The 17,577-nt window shown below is 59.5% G+C and carries 17 protein-coding genes; 10 read left to right on the forward strand and 7 right to left on the reverse strand.

The window, feature by feature from the left end; genetic code table 11:
• Positions 1-528 precede the first annotated feature (528 nt).
• Together PspS49_RS24070 and hmpA are read right to left on the reverse strand one after the other, a co-directional pair.
• Positions 529-1,038, reverse strand: coding sequence for a disulfide bond formation protein B (locus tag PspS49_RS24070; protein WP_007916948.1), 510 nt, complete (start codon positions 1,036-1,038; stop codon positions 529-531).
• Between the two features lie 236 nt (positions 1,039-1,274).
• Positions 1,275-2,456 (reverse strand): NO-inducible flavohemoprotein, encoded by a 1,182-nt coding sequence (gene hmpA, locus PspS49_RS24075; RefSeq protein ID WP_160041744.1) that lies wholly within the window; start codon positions 2,454-2,456, stop codon positions 1,275-1,277.
• A gap of 164 nt (positions 2,457-2,620) precedes the next feature.
• Between hmpA and norR the strand changes: the two genes are divergently transcribed.
• The 5 genes from norR (at position 2,621) to PspS49_RS24100 (ending at position 7,190) form a co-directional block, all read left to right on the forward strand.
• Positions 2,621-4,180, forward strand: a complete 1,560-nt coding sequence (gene norR, locus PspS49_RS24080; protein ID WP_160041746.1) for a nitric oxide reductase transcriptional regulator NorR — start codon at positions 2,621-2,623, stop codon at positions 4,178-4,180.
• A gap of 313 nt (positions 4,181-4,493) precedes the next feature.
• A complete protein-coding gene (locus PspS49_RS24085) occupies positions 4,494-5,396 on the forward strand; it encodes a chemotaxis protein (RefSeq protein ID WP_007916955.1) in 903 nt (300 codons plus the stop codon).
• Positions 5,397-5,423: 27 nt separating this feature from the next.
• Positions 5,424-5,882, forward strand: a complete 459-nt coding sequence (locus PspS49_RS24090; protein WP_160041748.1) for a GNAT family N-acetyltransferase — start codon at positions 5,424-5,426, stop codon at positions 5,880-5,882.
• Between the two features lie 148 nt (positions 5,883-6,030).
• Positions 6,031-6,357, forward strand: coding sequence for a hypothetical protein (locus PspS49_RS24095; protein WP_160041750.1), 327 nt, complete (start codon positions 6,031-6,033; stop codon positions 6,355-6,357).
• Positions 6,358-6,440: 83 nt separating this feature from the next.
• Complete coding sequence (locus PspS49_RS24100; protein WP_127929695.1) at positions 6,441-7,190, forward strand: YkgJ family cysteine cluster protein; 750 nt, start codon at positions 6,441-6,443, stop codon at positions 7,188-7,190.
• A gap of 104 nt (positions 7,191-7,294) precedes the next feature.
• Here PspS49_RS24100 and PspS49_RS24105 read toward each other — a convergent pair whose 3' ends face one another.
• The 5 genes from PspS49_RS24105 to PspS49_RS24125 form a co-directional block, all read right to left on the reverse strand.
• Positions 7,295-7,534: a hypothetical protein gene (locus PspS49_RS24105; RefSeq protein WP_034156076.1), complete on the reverse strand. Its 240-nt coding sequence runs from the start codon at positions 7,532-7,534 to the stop codon at positions 7,295-7,297.
• Positions 7,535-7,646: 112 nt separating this feature from the next.
• Complete coding sequence (locus PspS49_RS24110) at positions 7,647-7,952, reverse strand: type 1 fimbrial protein (RefSeq protein ID WP_160041752.1); 306 nt, start codon at positions 7,950-7,952, stop codon at positions 7,647-7,649.
• A 129-nt stretch (positions 7,953-8,081) separates the two neighbouring features.
• The gene (locus PspS49_RS24115; RefSeq protein WP_160041754.1) at positions 8,082-8,501 is read right to left on the reverse strand and encodes a hypothetical protein; all 420 of its coding nucleotides are present in this window, start codon (positions 8,499-8,501) and stop codon (positions 8,082-8,084) included.
• Positions 8,464-9,093, reverse strand: a complete 630-nt coding sequence (locus tag PspS49_RS24120; protein WP_127929698.1) for a nucleotidyltransferase domain-containing protein — start codon at positions 9,091-9,093, stop codon at positions 8,464-8,466. Before PspS49_RS24120 ends, PspS49_RS24115 begins: the two co-directional genes overlap by 38 nt.
• 193 nt (positions 9,094-9,286) lie before the next feature.
• The gene (locus tag PspS49_RS24125; protein ID WP_160041756.1) at positions 9,287-9,649 is read right to left on the reverse strand and encodes a DUF6124 family protein; all 363 of its coding nucleotides are present in this window, start codon (positions 9,647-9,649) and stop codon (positions 9,287-9,289) included.
• Between the two features lie 1,077 nt (positions 9,650-10,726).
• On the opposite strand from PspS49_RS24125, the gene PspS49_RS24130 reads away from it, so the two are divergent.
• The 5 genes from PspS49_RS24130 to PspS49_RS24150 all read left to right on the forward strand — a co-directional run bounded on the left by PspS49_RS24130 (position 10,727) and on the right by PspS49_RS24150 (position 17,528).
• Positions 10,727-11,887, forward strand: a complete 1,161-nt coding sequence (locus tag PspS49_RS24130) for an efflux RND transporter periplasmic adaptor subunit (protein WP_160041758.1) — start codon at positions 10,727-10,729, stop codon at positions 11,885-11,887.
• Entirely contained in the window at positions 11,884-14,985 is a 3,102-nt protein-coding gene (locus tag PspS49_RS24135; protein ID WP_160041760.1) for a multidrug efflux RND transporter permease subunit, read from the forward strand. Before PspS49_RS24130 ends, PspS49_RS24135 begins: the two co-directional genes overlap by 4 nt.
• Before the next feature lie 9 nt (positions 14,986-14,994).
• Positions 14,995-15,672: a heavy metal response regulator transcription factor gene (locus PspS49_RS24140; protein WP_007916978.1), complete on the forward strand. Its 678-nt coding sequence runs from the start codon at positions 14,995-14,997 to the stop codon at positions 15,670-15,672.
• A complete protein-coding gene (locus PspS49_RS24145; protein WP_160041762.1) occupies positions 15,662-17,026 on the forward strand; it encodes a heavy metal sensor histidine kinase in 1,365 nt (454 codons plus the stop codon). The genes PspS49_RS24140 and PspS49_RS24145 overlap by 11 nt, the downstream gene beginning before the upstream one ends.
• Before the next feature lie 280 nt (positions 17,027-17,306).
• The gene (locus PspS49_RS24150; RefSeq protein ID WP_160041764.1) at positions 17,307-17,528 is read left to right on the forward strand and encodes a hypothetical protein; all 222 of its coding nucleotides are present in this window, start codon (positions 17,307-17,309) and stop codon (positions 17,526-17,528) included.
• Positions 17,529-17,577: the final 49 nt, after the last annotated feature.

Genomic DNA, 17,577 nt, shown 5'->3' on the forward strand with positions numbered 1-17,577 from the left:
GTGCCGGGAATTCAGTGCGGGCGATTGTAGATAGGTAGCGCCCTATACACCATGTCTTATCCCGAAATAATTTTTATCCGTTCGAGCAACAATCCATCGCCATTTTTGCAAAAGTTCCGCATCTTATCGAAATCAATTCTCAACTAAAACACCAAAAAATGTAGGTGTACCCGCGTCAGTTCAGACAGCTCTGAAGGCTTTTTCCGAACGCTGGAACAGCGCAAAGCCCGATAACCCAAGGCTTTTGGCCATCTGCCAGCGCTTGTTAAAACTGCCTGCTCTGGCACTCGCGTGCTAAAGCCGAAAAACCCCGAATCAGACCAATCCTTTTTTGTAACAACGGCCGATTCCGCGTCGCTGAGGAGCCCTGCGACACGGCGCGTGTGACAACATGTCGCACACCTGCCGCACCCTGCCTTGCCGTCCGTCACGGTGTTTTCACAAACACTCTGAAATGCAAAACGCCCCGATTGGCTGATCCGCAAATCGGGGCGTTTTCTGTATCGGCCAGACAGCCGAATAGTTGACTCAGCGCAGTGCTTTTCGGTTACGCGAGGTCAGCAGCGGTACCAGGATCACCACCAGCACGAACGCCAGCAATGCCCATTGCGCCAGCGACAGACCGAGGATCGGCGGGTACGGCGTCGAGCAGAAACCGTCGACCTGGAAGCCCAGCGGGAAGATCTTCGCCAGCGGCAGATCATCGACAATCGGCTGCAGCACATCGATGCCGCAGCTCACCGCTGGGTAGAACTGGGTGTACACGTGATGCCCGGCCACACCGGCCCCGGCAATCGCACAAATCACCACCAACACCTCGAAAACGGTGATGCTGCGACGGGTGCGCATGGCCGCGCCGATGAACGCGAACAGCGCGATCAGCAGCAACGCATAGCGCTGCAAGATGCACAGTGGGCACGGCGCTTCGCCGAGCACGATCTGCATATATAGAGCGCCACCGATCAGCGCCAGGCAGATGATCCCCAACAGCACCAGAAAGCGCCGCTCACGGCCCAACCGAATCGTTTCCTCGCTCATCGCGTTTCCCTTTTATGTCCATGGTTCAACCGGCTCGCGGCTGAAGGTTGTCGCAAGTCTACACCGGGGGAATAAACGATAAAGCGGTTAAGAAACGATTAACCTTTAAACAGAATTTAAGAATCGAGACCGCATAACGGCCTTCGCGAGCAGGCTCGCTCCCACATTGGATCTGCGTCGAACACAAATCCTGTGGGAGCGAGCCTGCTCGCGAATGAAGGTGACTCGGTTCTGGATTATTCCAAAGCCGCAGCCGGCCCAAAAAACTCATAACGGCTCTGCTGCTCCGGCACACCCAGCGCTTTCAAATGCCGCTTGATCGCCCCCATGAAACCCTTCGGCCCAAGGAAGTAGGCGTCGACATCACGCTGAGCCGGCAACCACTCGCCCAGCAACTCCTGACTCAACATCCCGACCTTATCCGCCGCCGGACTCACACCGTCATCCTCGGCGTAGCAATAAAAACGCTTGAGTTGCGGATGACGCTCAGCCAACTCATCAATCCAGTTGCGGAACGCATGCACGCTGCCATTGCGCGCGCAGTGGATAAAGTGCACCGGACGCTCGGTTTCCAGCGCGGCTTCAAGCATCGCCAGAGTTGGCGTGATGCCGACGCCGCCGCTGATCAACACCAACGGCTTGTCGCTCGCGGTCAAAGTGAACTCACCCGATGGTGGGAACAGCTGAATGCTGGCGCCAACCTGCAGTTGATCGTGCAAGTGGTTGGAGGCACGGCCACCCGGTTCGCGTTTGACGCTGATGCGGTACTGACCGTTGTTCGCCAGGGCCGACAACGAGTAATTGCGGCGTATTTCTTCGCCATCGAGGATCAGCTTCATGCCGATGTACTGGCCCGGCTCGGCCGCGAGGATCGGGCCTTTATCTGCCGGTTCGAAGTAGAACGAAATGATTTCCGCGCTCTCCTCGACCTTGGCCGCGACGATGAACTCCCGCGCACCGCGCCAGCCGCCGACGGCTTGTTCTTTCTGGTCGTAGATCGCGGTTTCGGCGCCGATCAGAATGTCCGCCAATTGGCCGTAGGCCGCACCCCAAGCGCTCATCACTTCCGGGGTGGCGATCTCTTCGCCGAGCACTTCGGAAATCGCCCGCAGCAGGCAGGCACCGACAATCGGGTAATGTTCCGGGAGGATCTGCAGGGCGACGTGCTTGTTGATGATTTTCGCCACCAGATCGCCCAACTGATCGAGCTGATCGATGTGCCGCGCATACATCAATACGCCGTTAGCCAAGGCCCGTGGCTGGTCACCGCTGGCCTGGTGCGCCTGGTTGAACAGCGGGCGAACTTCCGGGTATTCAGAGAGCATCATGCGGTAGAAGTGAGTGATCAGCGCTTCACCGCCGCTTTCCAGCAGAGGCACGGTGGATTTGACGATGGCACGATCCTGGACGCTAAGCATAAGCATGACTCCTGAGCTTTCTTGAAAAGTTACCTTAGGATAATCAGGTTCCGTGCCAACTTATTTATCCATAAAAATCAATAGCTTGAGAATATCGTAGTCATAAAGACTCAAAGAGCTTTATAGTCATCCAGACTACATCTTGTCTCTTTGACTACAAGACCATGACCGCCAAATCCCTGCTCACCGCCCTGCTCCCTCTCGTCTCCGACCTGTCCCGCGAATTGCCCGAGGGCGAGCGTTATCGACGTTTGCTCGAAGCCATGCGCGCCCTGCTGCCCTGCGATGCGGCGGCGTTATTGCGCCTCGACGGCGAATCGCTGGTGCCGCTGGCGGTGGACGGTTTAAGCACCGACACCCTCGGCCGGCGCTTCAAGGTCAGCGAGCACCCACGCTTCGAAATACTCCTCAGCGGCGCCGGACCCACGCGGTTCGCCGCCGACAGCGACTTGCCTGATCCTTATGACGGTTTGGTCGACGGCCTCGACGAGCATCTGGAAGTTCACGATTGCCTCGGCTGTCCTTTATTCGTCGATGAAAAGCTCTGGGGCTTGATCACCCTCGACGCCCTCGATCCCGAGCGTTTCGAGCCGATCGAACTCGATGCCTTGCAAGCTTTCGCCAGCCTCGCCTCGGCCACGGTCAACGCCGCCGAACGCATTCAACGCCTGGCCAATCGCGCAGAAGATGAACATCAGCGCGCCGAGGTCTATCGTCAGGCCAGCGGCCAGCAGAACCGCGAAATGATCGGCCAGAGCAAGACGCTGAAGAAGTTAGTAGAAGAAATCAATCTGGTCGGCGGCAGCGATCTGACCGTGTTGATCACCGGCGAAACCGGGGTCGGCAAAGAACTGGTCGCCCAAGCGATCCACGCCGCGTCACCGCGCGCTGACAAACCGATCATCAGCCTCAACTGCGCCGCACTGCCGGATACGCTGGTCGAAAGCGAACTGTTCGGCCACGTGCGCGGCGCCTTCACCGGCGCCACCAGCGACCGTCGCGGCAAGTTCGAACTGGCCAATGGCGGCACGCTGTTTCTCGATGAGGTCGGCGAGTTGTCGCTGACCGTGCAGGCGAAATTGCTGCGTGTTTTGCAGAGCGGTCAGTTACAACGTTTGGGCTCGGACAAGGAGCATCAAGTCGATGTGCGCCTGATTGCCGCGACCAACCGTGACCTGGCCGAAGAGGTGCGCAGCGGTCGCTATCGTGCCGACTTCTATCATCGCCTCAGCGTCTACCCGCTGCGCGTGCCGGCGCTGCGTGATCGCGGCCGCGACGTGTTGTTGCTCAGCGGTTTTTTCCTCGAACAGAACCGCTCGCGCATCGGCCTCAACAGCCTGCGCCTGAACAGCGACGCCCAGGAAGCGCTGCTCGCCTACACTTGGCCGGGCAACGTGCGCGAGCTTGAGCACTTGATCGGCCGCAGTGCGTTGAAGGCGTTAGGCAATTGCAAGGTGCGGCCGAAGATTCTCAGTTTGAGCGCGGCGGATCTGGATTTACCGCGCGAGGTTGTGGATAACTCGGTTGAGGCTGTTGCCGGTGTCGTGGCTGAGATGCCGTTGATCAGTGGGGATTTGCGCAGTGCGACCGAGCAGTATCAGCGGCGTTTGATCAGTGCGGCGCTGGAGCGTAATCAGGATAACTGGGCGAGTGCGGCGCGGGAGTTGGGGCTGGATCGGGCGAATCTTGGGCGCATGGCCAAACGACTAGGCATGAAGAGCTAAAAGCACACCCCTCACCCTAGCCCTCTCCCTGAGGGAGAGGGGACCGACCGAGGTGTCTTTCGCCATACGCCGACCTGAAACATCGAGGCGATTATGGATTCGGCAGAGCAGGTTCAGGTCGGTGAATTACTACAATATCCCCCAATCGGCCCCCTCTCCCTCCGGGAGAGGGCTGGGGTGAGGGGCTTTGGCTTTTGATCTGCACGCCACCCGACAACTAACCTAAAGCCCAACCTTTTGACGCCGATAACCCGGCATCAATAGTTTCTGGCGATTTCCACCCTCGCCCACCACCTTTCCACAGAAGGTTCATATGTCCTCCACCAAAGCCCGCGCAGACTCACTTTCGCTTCTGCTGTTTACCTTGCGCAGCGGCAAGCTGATGGCGATCAACCTGCTGAAAGTCAGTGAAATCATTCCCTGCCCGCCGCTGACCAAACTGCCGGAGTCGCACCCGCACGTGAAAGGCATCGCCACGTTGCGCGGCGCCTCGCTGTCGGTCATCGACCTCAGTCGCGCCATCGGCGAGCGCCCGCTGGAAGACCCGAACGGCGGCTGCCTGATCGTGACCGACGTCAGCCGCTCGAAGCAGGGCCTGCACGTCCAGGCGGTGAGCAAAATCGTTCACTGCCTGACCACCGACATCAAACCGCCGCCGTTCGGCTCCGGCGGCTCGCGCGCTTACATCACCGGCGTGACCTCAGTGGACGGCACACTGGTGCAGGTGCTGGACATCGAAAAGGTTATCCACAGCATCGCTCCGGCACAGATCGAAATGGCCCCGACCGACCTGAGCATGGAAGACGCTGATGTGCTCGGCAACGCACGCATTCTGGTGGTCGACGACAGCCAGGTGGCGCTGCAGCAATCGGTGCACACCCTGCGCAACCTCGGCCTGCAATGCCACACCGCACGCAGCGCCAAGGAAGCCATCGACTGCCTGCTCGACCTGCAAGGCACGGCGCAGCAGATCAACCTGATCGTTTCCGACATCGAGATGTCCGAGATGGACGGGTACGCCTTCACCCGCACCCTGCGTGAAACGCCGGACTTCGCCCATCTGTACGTGCTGCTGCACACCTCGCTCGACAGCGCGATGAACAGCGAAAAAGCGCGGCTGGCCGGGGCGAACGGCGTGCTGACCAAGTTCTCCTCGCCGGAACTGACCCACTGCCTGATCGAAGCGGCCAAACACGTCGCCGCCCACGGGCACTGAGTCTTGGCCGAGACGTATTGTTTTTTGATGCGGCGCGACCTCGGTAAGGACGCGCCGGATGCACCTTGGCCACAAGACATTGAACTGTGCACGTACTCCGTCGAACTGGCGGCGGACGTGCATCATTTGATGCAACTCGGTTATCGCGAAGGCGGCGGCCGGGTGCCAGCGCTGGACGCCTGGCAGCAGCAGTTCGAAACCGATCCTGAATATGATCCGACGCTGTGTTTCATTGCCCGCGATGGCGAAGCTGTCGTCGGCGTGGCGCAATGCTGGACCAGCGCCTATATCAAGAATCTGGTGGTGCATCCGCGCATGCAGGGTCGCGGACTGGGTCGGGCGTTGCTGTTCAATGCATTCAAGGTGTTTCAGCAACGGCGCGAAGGGTTTGTTGATCTGAAGGTGCTGGAAGACAACCGGCGGGCGCAGCGCTTGTATGAAAGTGCCGGGATGTATGTGGTCCGCCGAGAGCTGGTGCCGGACTGATCGACCGTCTTCGCGAGCAGGCTCGCTCCCACCCTGGAATGCATTTCAAACTGTGGGAGCGAGCCTGCTCGCGAAAGGGCCGGCACAGGCAACTTCTAACACTCAGGCAGACTCCAACCTTGGCCACCCACGACCAAGGATGCCCCCCATGAAAGCCATCACCTTAAGCCTGCTCTGCCTCACCGCCCTCACCTCCCAGGCCCACGCCTCCAGCCCCGACGCCTGGGCCGCTTACGACAAAACCGTACTCGCCAGTTGCGCCAAAGCCAGTGGCCTGAAAAACGCCAAACCCGTCGGCACCCCCGCACAATTCGATGACCGCGTCGGCTACACCGCCGTTCTGCTGCAAGGCCAATACCCGCAAAAACACATGAAAGGCCAGCAAGGCAGCGAACTGTGTCTGTACAACAAACAGTCGAAAACCGCCTTCGTCACCGAATGGGATTCGATCCGCCCGCCCGTTAAAACCAAGTGAATGGCGCATAACTTGCTTCGATCCAGTTCTGTGCGGTGGTTTTCCGCCACCGTTTCACACCCTGATTGAAGACAGATCGCTCAATGAATACGACGTTTTCCTGCGTAGGCTGCGGCAAATGCTGCACCGATCACCATGTCCCGCTGACCCTGGCCGAAGCCCGCATGTGGGCGGCGGATGGCGGTCAGGTGATCGTGCTGGTCGAGGCCTTTCTTGGTAATGGCCTGGGTTTGCCGGCGCAGCAGCGGGAACATGCCGAACGACGTTCGGTGGTCGTTCGCAGCGGCGCGACAGACGCCCATGTGGCGATCACCTTTGCCGCGTACAACGTCGGCCCCTGCCGGAATCTTGACGAAGACAAGCTGTGCCGGATCTACGAGCGGCGGCCGCTGGTATGTCGCATTTATCCGGCGGAAATCAACCCGCATATCCCGCTCAATCCTGCGGCCAAGGACTGCCCGCCGGAGTCCTGGGAACAGGGGCCGGTGTTGATTGCCGGCGGTGAGTTGGTGGATCAGGAACTGGTGGAATTGATTCAACGCTCGCGCCAGGCCGATCGGGATGACATCGGCATCAAGGACGCGATTTGCGCGATGCTCGGGATTCGCACCACGGCGCTGAAGGGTGACGGGTTTACTGCGTATTTGCCGAATATGAGCGCGTTTGCAGCAGTGATTGATCAGGTCACTGCGCAACCGCTGACGACGGCACCGAGTGAGTGGGTGTTTCATGTGTCCGGGGATGATGTGGCCGGGCAAGTGTTGGCGGCCGGGGCACAGGTGGTGACGGAGCCGGCGCAGACGTATGCGTTCATTTCGCTGCGGGCGGCTTGATCCAGATTCTTTAGCGTCCGCCCGGGCCTCATCGCTGGCAAGCCAGCGAAAGGTCCGGCACAGGCAGTATCAATCGCCGCGTTGAGCGCAGGCGGGATTAAAACTCAGCGCTTGCCCATCGAACGACGGGTACCCGGCGGCGCCATGCCCGGGGTCTTGGTGTGGCCGTTCTTGGCGCCGTTCTTGTACCACGGCTGGTTCGAGCCTTTGGCAGAGGCCAGCTCGCCCGGCTTGAACGGAAATTTGAACGCCGGGATTTCGGCTTTGGTATCGCTGGTTTCGGCCAGTTCAGCCGGGACATCGCTCACAGCGTCGTCAACCGGCGGCAGGGTCGGGGAAGTCATAAAAGCTCCGGAAAGCAAAAAGTCGGGCCCGATCAGTGAGCCGCGAAGGCGCGCAGTATACCTGTGCGCCTTGACTCGGCACCTGAAGATTTTGCAGCGCACGCCGAACGGTTTACAGGTAACTGATGATGACGATGCCTTTGTCGGTCGAGGTCTTCAGCGCTTCGTAGCGCATGGAGATCGGCAGCGACTGATGACTGCAAGCGTTGCGATCGGTGTCGACATCGACTTTCACGCCGGGCTTGATTTCGATCTGGCGAGACTCACGAGACGCAAACGCCCCGACCGGTCCGACCTGACAGCCCGAATCAACGATTTGCCCGGTGAAGCGGATCTCGCCGGATTGACTGGCAGGCGCTGCAAATGTAGTGAGTGGAAGCAAGAGGAGCACAGATGGCAGAGCGGTTTTCAGCTTCATTTCAAGACACTCCCGAAGTGGACGGCCCAGAGAGATTTGGGCCGCGCGCAGCCTGAGCCATACAAGCTGTATCCGCTCATAGAGGCGGATCTTTAAGAGACTAGTCAGGATCGCAAGCCGTACCGGATGTCAGTTCATTCGTTGCTGGACGTTACTCAACAATTGCGAGGCGCTTTCCAACAACTGCGCCAGAAGCGCGTCATCCTCATCCATATACCCTTCGTATTCCGCGAGATTGCGCCGCTCATGACACAACGCGAACAATCGCACCTGAACCTTGCTGATATGCGCCGTATACACCAGACACTGAAAGACCAGATAGCGTTTATCCGATCGATAGCCACTCAATCGGAGCGACGTCAGCGCTAACGCGTGCGCTGCGTTATAAGCCAGGTCGAAACGGCTGGAAAAAGACAACCTAGAAGTTTGCGCATCCTTGAGCCGATCCACAGCCGAGCGCATCAAGCCCTCACACTCCTTGCGATCCGGTGGCTCCGCTTTAAGCCCACCGCTACGTAGAAGATTCTCCAGACTCTCGTTGCTGCCCATCCTTGGACTCCAAAGGGTTTGCCCCTAACAGATCGATTTTTTCCTGCTGCACCACCCGCACGACAAAGCTGTTGTGCGCAGCCAGTTTCGCCGCCCAGTCTTGCGGGGTGTAAAGCGTCGGGTTGATGGGACGACCCAATTGCTCCTCCATGGGCATGAGCCGTTCCATGACGTCACTGTAGTGCAGGCCTTCGCCGATCAGCATGAGATCAATGTCACTGAGTGTGTTTGCTGTGTCCTTGGCGATGGAGCCATAGACAAACGCCCAGGTGATCTGCTCGGTAAAGGGCTGCAATGCCAGACGCAGAGGCTCGGCGATACCAAACGTCTTGCGGGCGATACCCAGTAGTTCGGCATAGATGGGACAGGTGGGATTGGCCTGGTAATGGTTCTGATTGCCCACCCTTGTCATGCGCAACACACCGGCTCGCTGCAGACGGTCGAGTTCACGCATGAGACTGCCTTTGCCAACACACGCCCAGCGCGCGATCTCATTGGCATAGAAAGTCTGGTCAGGCTTACCGAACAGCAGACCCAACACTTTTTGTTGAGTGGTGGTAAACAGCGCTTCGCTTAGAGAGATAGTTTCCACTGTGAAGGCCAAAGAGTCCCAAAAAGGGAACGATAGGTCCCTTTTTGGGACTTATCAACCTTGAGAATATTTCCAGAGACAGCGGCCACAGACCAATCGCCATCGCGAACAGGCTTACATCTACATTTGGAGTGCGATCCCCTTGTAGGAGCAAGCCTGCTCGCGAAGAACGATGACGCGGTGTCCAGACGGATTACGTTTGCGGATCAACCCGGTCCAGCGCCCGGTTTACCGCCAGCTCGGCGAGCATGACGATCTGCTGGATCGCCAGCGCCGTACTGCGCTGCGGGCGACTGAGCTGATCAGCCAGATCAGCGGCCATGACATTGGCTGAAGCCAGTGATTCGCAGGCGTGGGCCAGCAGGCTTTCGGTGTCGATGTTCGGGTGGATGAGGAACATCGTACTGGGCTGACGCGGTTTGACCGGTTCGGGGCAGAGGTAGAAATCGAGAGCGCGCTTGATGGCTTCGCGGGTTTTGATCTGGTCGTCGGCGCGGATGGGGTCTTCGAGTGGGGTGGTGGGATCGATGGGTGGATCGGGTACGGGCTTAGTCATTTACTCAGTCCTCACTGATTGGAGCCAACAATTACCGTTTCTCACGCGGCGAATTGGGTGGCAGCTACGTACGGGGTGAGAAACCGGGCAAGGACCAGTAAAACCTCCGGCCGGACCGAAGTCCGCCCGTACATAGCCGCCATAAAAATGCAGGCAGCAATCAGCTGGCGCCGATTATGACGGTACTGGTATTGGAATAATACTTAGCCCGGGTTCTCACACCCGATCGCCGAGTTTTCGGCGACAACCAAAGACTAGAGCGCGCACGTCCGACGGACAACCTGAAAACTTTGTGGGAAGGTTCTGGTTATTTGACACAAATTTAAACAGCCAAAAGCCAACCCTCACCCTAGCCCTCTCCCAGAGGGAGAGGGGACTGATCGGGGTGTTTGGCAGAGCTACGCCGACGTGCGATACCGAGTTGAACTCAGGTTTTGAAACAGATCAAAAGCCCCTCACCCTAGCCCTCTCCCGGAGGGAGAGGGGACTGACCGAGGTGTTTGGGAGAGCTACGCCGACGTGCAATACCGCGTTGAACTCAGGTTTTGAAACGCCCGAAAATCGGCTCCCTCTCCCTCGGGAGAGGGCTGGGGTGAGGGGCGAATCCACCACAAATCCAAAGCCGACCGCGCCCCGCTCTTCACCACTCAACAGGATGAGCGTTAGCTCGGCTGCAGCTTTTGATCTTGATCCACGGGCGACGTCGGAAGGCTGAGTGGAGGGATTGATCCGGGCGTGGGAGCGCAGCGACCGTTTGGCGCAGCCAAACACAGCGAGAGGAGGTGCAGCGAAGCAAACCGTAGGCGCTGCGCCCGGATCGATCCCGCAGCGAAGGAACCCCGAGCCCCAGCGAGCGGGCCGCACGTAGGAGCAAGCGTTTTTTTGCTTACTTTTTTTAGGCGTTTGTAAAAAAAGTGAGTCGCCGTCAGGGCGAAACCCTAAGCCGCCGTTACCGCAGCAACGGATATGCACCCAACGAAACTGACAGCGCTGACAGCTAGCCGTCACCCTACTGACCCGCAGACAGGTTTATAAAGACAACAACCCTGCCCAAACTCCGTCCGGCGCCCACCCCGCATGCGAATCCAAAAGAACAAAGCCCTGCTCGCCACCCTATTGATCGTCCTCGCAGGCGCAGGTCTGTGGTACACCCTGAAACCCGCCCCGACCAAACTCGCCACGCCCACCGCCATCCCCGTGCGAGTCATAGCGGTCAGCGAAAAAGACGTCCCCCGCTACACCAGCGGCATCGGCTCCGTACTCTCATTACACAGCGTCGTGGTGCGCCCACAAATAGACGGCATCCTCACCAAAATCCTCGTCAAAGAAGGCCAACTCGTCAAAACAGGCGACCTGCTGGCCACCATCGACGACCGCTCCATCCGCGCCAGCCTCGACCAGGCCCGCGCCCAACTGGGCGAAAGCCAGGCACAACTGCAAGTCGCCCTGGTCAACCTCAAACGCTACAAACTGCTCACCGTCGACGACGGCATCTCGAAACAGACCTACGACCAGCAACAAGCCTTGGTCAACCAACTGAAAGCCACCGCCCAAGGCAACCAGGCGTCGATTGACGCGGCGCAGGTACAGCTTTCCTACACGCAGATCCGCTCCCCCGTCACCGGCCGCGTCGGTATTCGCACAGTCGACGAAGGCAACTTCCTGCGCATGACCGACACCGCCGGCCTGTTCACCGTCACCCAGATCGACCCGATCGCCGTCGAATTCTCCCTGCCCCAGCAAATGCTGCCGACCCTGCAAGGCCTGATCAACGATCCGCAACGCGCACAGGTCAAGGCCTACATCGGCGCCGACACCGACGGCGAAACCGGCAACCTGCTCGGCGAAGGGCATCTGACCCTGATCGACAACCAGGTCAACGCCAACACTGGCACCATCCGCGCCAAGGCCGAATTCGCCAACGCCAGCCAGAAGCTCTGGCCCGGTCTGCTGGTCACGGTAAAAATTCAGACAGCCCTCGACAAAGATGCGCTGGTCGTCCCGCCGACAGTCGTACAACGCGGTCTCGACCAACACTTCGTTTACCGGGTGAACGGCGACAAGGTCGAAGCCGTGCAAGTGCAGATGGTTTATCAAGGCAGCGGCCAGGACATCATCAAAGGCGTGAAGGCCGGTGACGTGCTGGTCACCGATGGCCAGTCGCGGCTTAAACCGGGCTCCACGGTGCAAGTCATGACCGAACCGGCGCAGGTGGTGCAAGCGGAGCCGAAACCATGAAGGCGCACAAAGGCGTCTCCACGTGGTGCATCGATCACCCGGTCGCGACGATTCTGCTGACCATCGCGCTGGTGCTGGTCGGCGCGATTGCCTTCCCGCGCCTGCCAATCGCCCCACTGCCGGAAGCGGAATTTCCGACGATTCAGGTTTCCGCGCAGTTGCCCGGCGCCAGCCCCGACACCATGGCCTCGTCCGTGGCCACGCCGCTGGAGGTGCAATTCAGCGCCATCCCCGGCATGACCCAGATGACCTCCAGCAGTGCCTTGGGCTCCAGCCTTTTGACCCTGCAGTTCACCCTCGATAAAAGCATCGACACCGCCGCGCAGGAAGTCCAGGCGGCGATCAACACCGCCGCCGGCAAACTGCCCAAGGACATGCCGACGCTGCCAACGTGGAAGAAGGTCAACCCGGCCGACAGCCCGGTGCTGATCCTCAGCGTCAGCTCGACGCAGATGCCCGGCACCGAACTCAGCGACCTGGTGGAAACCCTGCTCTCGCGTCAGATCAGCCAGATCGACGGCGTAGGCCAAATCAACATCACCGGTCAGCAACGTCCGGCGATCCGCGTACAAGCCTCGGCGGACAAACTCGCGGCGATCGGCCTGACCCTCGCCGACATCCGACTGGCGATCCAGCAGACCAGCCTCAACCTCGCCAAAGGTGCGCTGTACGGCGAATCGAGCATTTCCACACTGTCGACCAACGATCAGTTGTTCCACCCCGAGGACTACAGCCAGCTCATCGTTTCCTACAAGGATGGCGCCCCGGTTCACCTGCGCGATGTCGCCAAAGTCGTCAACGGTTCGGAAGATGCCTACGTGCAAGCGTGGGCCGGTGACCAACCCGGTGTGAACCTGGTGATCTCGCGCCAGCCCGGCGCCAACATTGTCGAAACCGTCGACCGCATTCAAGCCGCCCTGCCCGGTCTCGAAGCGATGCTGCCAGCCTCGGTGCAAGTGAAAACCTTGATCGACCGTACGCAGACCATTCGTGCCTCGCTGCATGAAGTCGAGATCACCCTGTTGATCGCGATCCTGCTGGTGGTCGCGGTGATGGCGCTGTTCTTGCGCCAATTGTCGGCAACCCTGATTGTTTCGGCCGTTCTCGGCGTGTCGCTGATCGCCAGTTTCGCCCTGATGTACCTCCTCGGTTTCAGCCTGAACAACCTGACGCTGGTGGCGATCGTCGTCGCGGTCGGCTTCGTCGTCGACGATGCGATCGTGGTGGTGGAAAACATCCACCGCCATCTGGAGGCCGGCGACGACATGCGCGAAGCGGCGATCAAGGGTGCCGGCGAGATTGGCTTCACCGTGGTCTCGATCAGTTTCTCGCTGGTGGCGGCGTTCATTCCGCTGCTGTTCATGGGCGGTGTGGTCGGGCGACTGTTCAAGGAATTCGCCCTGACCGCGACCTCGACCATCATGATTTCCGTGGTGGTGTCGCTGACCCTCGCGCCGACGCTGGCGGCGCTGTTCATGCGCAAACCGGTGCATCACGCCCACGCCAAACCGGGCTTCAGCGAACGCTTGCTAGGCTGGTACGAGAAAGGTCTGCGTCGCGCCCTCGCCCATCAGAAATTGATGATTGGCGTGTTCGGTCTGTCGCTGGCGCTGGCCATCGGCGGTTACATCTTTATCCCGAAAGGTTTCTTCCCGGTGCAGGACACCGGTTTCGTCCTCGGCACTACCGAAGCGGCTGCGGATATTTCCTACGGCGACATGGTGAAAAAACACCTGGCGATGGCCGAAATCGTCGCCGCCGATCCGGCCGTGCAAGCGTTTTCCCATTCGGTGGGTGTCTCCGGCAGCAACCAGACCATCGCCAACGGCCGCTTCTGGATCGCCCTGAAAAAACGCGGCGACCGCGACGTCAGCGCCAGCCAGTTTATCGACCGCATCCGCCCACAGCTGATGAAAGTCCCCGGCATCGTTCTCTATCTGCGCGCAGGGCAAGACATCAACCTCAGCTCTGGCCCGAGCCGTGCGCAGTACCAATACGTGCTGAAGAGTAATGACGGCGCGACCCTCGCCACGTGGACGCAACGCCTGACCGAAAAACTGCGCAGCAACCCGGCGTTCCGCGACATTTCCAACGACTTGCAACTGGGCGGCAGCATCACCCATATCAGCATCGACCGCAGCGCCGCCGCCCGTTTCGGCCTGACCGCCAGCGATGTTGACGAGGCGTTGTACGACGCCTTCGGCCAACGGCAGATCAATGAATTCCAGACCCAGGTCAACCAGTACAACGTGATTCTGGAACTGGACACCAAGCAACGCGGCAAGGCCGAAAGCCTCAACTATTTCTACCTGCGTTCGCCGCTGAGTGGCGAGATGGTGCCGCTCTCGGCGCTGGCCAAATTCGACGCGCCGACCATTGGCCCGTTGTCGATTGCCCACGACGGCATGTTCCCGGCGGCCAACCTGTCGTTCAATCTGGCGCCCGGCGTGGCGTTGGGTGATGCAGTGATTCTGCTCAATCAGGCCAAGGCCGAGATCGGCATGCCGACAGCGATCAGCGGCAATTTCCAGGGTGCAGCGCAGGCGTTCCAGAGTTCGCTGGCCAGCCAGCCGTGGCTGATTCTCGCGGCGCTGGTGGCGGTGTACATCATTCTTGGCGTGCTTTATGAAAGCTTCGTGCACCCGCTGACGATCATTTCGACGTTGCCGGCGGCGGGTTTGGGTGCGGTGATCATGCTGTGGATCTGCGGTCAGGACTTTTCGATCATGGCGTTGATCGGCCTGGTGTTGCTGATCGGTATCGTCAAGAAGAACGGCATCCTGATGATCGACTTCGCGCTCGAAGCGCAGCGCCACCGAGGCCTGTCGCCGCAGGATGCGATTTTCGAAGCATGCATCACGCGGTTCCGGCCGATCATCATGACCACCCTCGCCGCCCTGCTTGGCGCGCTGCCGCTGATGCTCGGTTACGGCACCGGCGCCGAACTGCGCCAACCGCTGGGCATCGCGGTGGTCGGCGGTTTGCTGGTCAGCCAGATGCTGACGTTGTTTACCACTCCAGTCATATACTTGTGGCTTGAGCGGCTGTTCCACCGGCCCAAACCGATGCCCTCGCCGGCATTGGCGACCACAGACTGAGGCAGGGTCATGCGCGTTCTGATTATCGAAGACGAGGAAAAAACCGCGGACTATCTGCACCGCGGTCTGACGGAACAGGGTTACACCGTGGATCTGGCTCGCGACGGCGTCGAAGGCCTGCATCTGGCGCTGGAAAGCGACTACGCGGTGATCGTCCTCGACGTCATGCTGCCGGGCCTCGATGGCTTCGGCGTGCTGCGCGCATTGCGTGCGCGCAAGCAAACCCCAGTGATCATGCTCACCGCCCGCGAGCGCGTCGAAGACCGCATCAAAGGCCTGCGCGACGGTGCCGACGATTACCTCGGCAAACCGTTTTCCTTCCTTGAACTGGTCGCGCGCCTGCAAGCGCTGACCCGTCGCAGCGGCGGCCATGAACCGGTGCAAGTGAGCATTGCCGACCTGTGGATAGATCTGATCAGCCGCAAGGCCACTCGCGCCGGCACACGCTTGGATCTGACCGCTAAAGAGTTCTCGTTGTTGAGCGTGTTGGCCCGCCGGCAAGGTGAAATCCTTTCGAAAACCGCGATTGCCGAGATGGTCTGGGACATCAATTTCGACAGTGACGCCAACGTCGTCGAAGTGGCAATCAAACGCCTGCGCGCCAAGCTCGACGGGCCGTTCGACGAGAAACTGCTGCACACCATTCGCGGTATGGGTTATGTGCTGGAGAGCCGTGGTGTCCAGTAACTCGATCGCGCTGCGCTTGAGCGTGATGTTCACGCTGGTGGCGTTAGTGGTGTTTCTGTTGATCGGCGGCGCGCTGTATCAGCAGGTCGACAAAGGCCTGGGATTACTGCCGGAAGCCGAGCTGGATGCGCGTTACAGCGTGCTCGAATCCGCGCTCAATCGCTTCGGCACGCCGGAGCATTGGCTGAAGATCAACGCCAAGTTGAAGCTGCTTGGCGAAGAGGACAAACGCATTCGTTTCTGGGTGGTGAGTGGTGACCCGGGTTACGAATATGGTCAGCCGGACGCCGCGATTCGCGCCTTCGCCCAAGGCCCGTTGGGCATGCATGACCTGCAGTTGGCTGACCATCCTTATCCGCTGAAAGTGTTGCTGACCGAGCTGCCGGCCAAGGATCAGCGCCCGCCGCTGCGCTTCATGATCGGCATTGATACCGAGACGTTTCATGAGACTCAGCACAATTTGCTGATCGCGCTGATCGGGCTGGCGATTGTCGGTGTACTGATGGCTTCTGCACTGGGTTATTGGGTTGCCCGAATTGGTTTGAAGCCGTTGATCAAACTGTCCCACGAGGCTCAGCGATTGGCGCCACCACTACGCGCCGGGCGCTTGCGTTTGTCACCGCTGCCACCGGAGCTTGAGCAGTTTGTCGACTCGTTCAACTCGACGCTGGAACGGGTCGAGCAGGCCTACTCGCGGCTGGAATCGTTCAACGCCGATGTCGCCCACGAGTTGCGCTCGCCGCTGACCAATCTGATCGGGCAGACGCAGGTGGCGCTGACTCGCGGGCGCTCAGCCGAACACTATTTCGAGGTGCTGCAATCCAATCTTGAAGAGCTGGAACGGCTGCGTTCAATCATCAATGACATGTTGTTTCTGGCCAGTGCCGATCAGGGCAACAAGGCGACCAAACTCACGTCCACTTCGCTGGCGGATGAGGTGGCGACGACGCTGGAATATCTGGATTTCATTCTTGAAGATGCGCAGGTTCAGGTACGGGTCAGCGGGGATGCACTGGTGCAGATCGAGGTCGCGCATCTGCGTCGGGCGTTGATCAATCTGTTGAGCAACGCGGTGCAGCACACCGGGCCGGGTCAGGTGATTGAGGTTCGGATTGAGGTTGAAGAGCATCAGGTGAGTATTGGAGTGGCGAACCCCGGCTCGCCGATTGCCAGTGAGCATTTGCCACGGTTGTTCGAGCGCTTTTATCGGGTGGATGCGTCGCGTAGCAACAGTGGCAATAACCATGGGTTGGGGCTGGCGATCGTCAAGGCGATTGCGTTGATGCATGGCGGGGATGTGTTTGTGCGCAGTGATCGGGGGATGAATACGTTCGGGATTTATTTGCCGGTCTGAAAAGCCCCTCACCCTAACCCTCTCCCAGAGGTAGAGGGGACTGACCGCGTTGTTCTTTCAAGGTACACCGACCTGAAATATCCAGTCGAACTCAGATTCTGAAAAGCCCCCGATCGGCTCCCTTTCCCCCTCGCCCCCCTGGGGGAGAGGGCTGGGGTGAGGGGGTGACTTTTGCTTCTGCTGTAACAGTCATTTATGAAAATCACGCTGTTTCCCAACGCCCGGCAACCTTATCTTTGCCCGCACCAAACAGCACTCGCCAAGCGAGAAGGTTTTCAAGATGTCCAACAGTATGGGTATTGCCAGCGCGTTCGTTTTGTCCTCATTGATCCTGTCGCCGATGGCGATGGCTGAAGAATCGCAGTCGTTCGTGGCGCACAATGTCGCTCGCGCTCAGGCATTCGATCAGCATCAGGCCGAAGTGATGGCCAAGGCTCAGGACGCCTCGCAAGTCCCGCAGGCTGCCACTTCCCAGACTCAAGCAAGCGAGACAGACAGCTGAGTCGCGCACCGCGCCAACGTTTCCCTCGACGCGGTTGTTTGGCTCTTCC

The sequence above is a fragment of the Pseudomonas sp. S49 genome, from assembly GCF_009866785.1.
GTDB lineage: Bacteria > Pseudomonadota > Gammaproteobacteria > Pseudomonadales > Pseudomonadaceae > Aquipseudomonas.

Coding starts and splice junctions, on each gene's coding strand:
- PspS49_RS24070 (WP_007916948.1), bottom strand. CDS start 1,038: ATGAGCGAGGAAACGATTCGGTTGGGCCGTGAGCGGCGCTTTCTGGTG.
- hmpA (WP_160041744.1), bottom strand. CDS start 2,456: ATGCTTAGCGTCCAGGATCGTGCCATCGTCAAATCCACCGTGCCTCTG.
- norR (WP_160041746.1), top strand. CDS start 2,621: ATGACCGCCAAATCCCTGCTCACCGCCCTGCTCCCTCTCGTCTCCGAC.
- PspS49_RS24085 (WP_007916955.1), top strand. CDS start 4,494: ATGTCCTCCACCAAAGCCCGCGCAGACTCACTTTCGCTTCTGCTGTTT.
- PspS49_RS24090 (WP_160041748.1), top strand. CDS start 5,424: ATGCGGCGCGACCTCGGTAAGGACGCGCCGGATGCACCTTGGCCACAA.
- PspS49_RS24095 (WP_160041750.1), top strand. CDS start 6,031: ATGAAAGCCATCACCTTAAGCCTGCTCTGCCTCACCGCCCTCACCTCC.
- PspS49_RS24100 (WP_127929695.1), top strand. CDS start 6,441: ATGAATACGACGTTTTCCTGCGTAGGCTGCGGCAAATGCTGCACCGAT.
- PspS49_RS24105 (WP_034156076.1), bottom strand. CDS start 7,534: ATGACTTCCCCGACCCTGCCGCCGGTTGACGACGCTGTGAGCGATGTC.
- PspS49_RS24110 (WP_160041752.1), bottom strand. CDS start 7,952: ATGAAGCTGAAAACCGCTCTGCCATCTGTGCTCCTCTTGCTTCCACTC.
- PspS49_RS24115 (WP_160041754.1), bottom strand. CDS start 8,501: ATGGGCAGCAACGAGAGTCTGGAGAATCTTCTACGTAGCGGTGGGCTT.
- PspS49_RS24125 (WP_160041756.1), bottom strand. CDS start 9,649: ATGACTAAGCCCGTACCCGATCCACCCATCGATCCCACCACCCCACTC.
- PspS49_RS24130 (WP_160041758.1), top strand. CDS start 10,727: ATGCGAATCCAAAAGAACAAAGCCCTGCTCGCCACCCTATTGATCGTC.
- PspS49_RS24135 (WP_160041760.1), top strand. CDS start 11,884: ATGAAGGCGCACAAAGGCGTCTCCACGTGGTGCATCGATCACCCGGTC.
- PspS49_RS24140 (WP_007916978.1), top strand. CDS start 14,995: ATGCGCGTTCTGATTATCGAAGACGAGGAAAAAACCGCGGACTATCTG.
- PspS49_RS24150 (WP_160041764.1), top strand. CDS start 17,307: ATGTCCAACAGTATGGGTATTGCCAGCGCGTTCGTTTTGTCCTCATTG.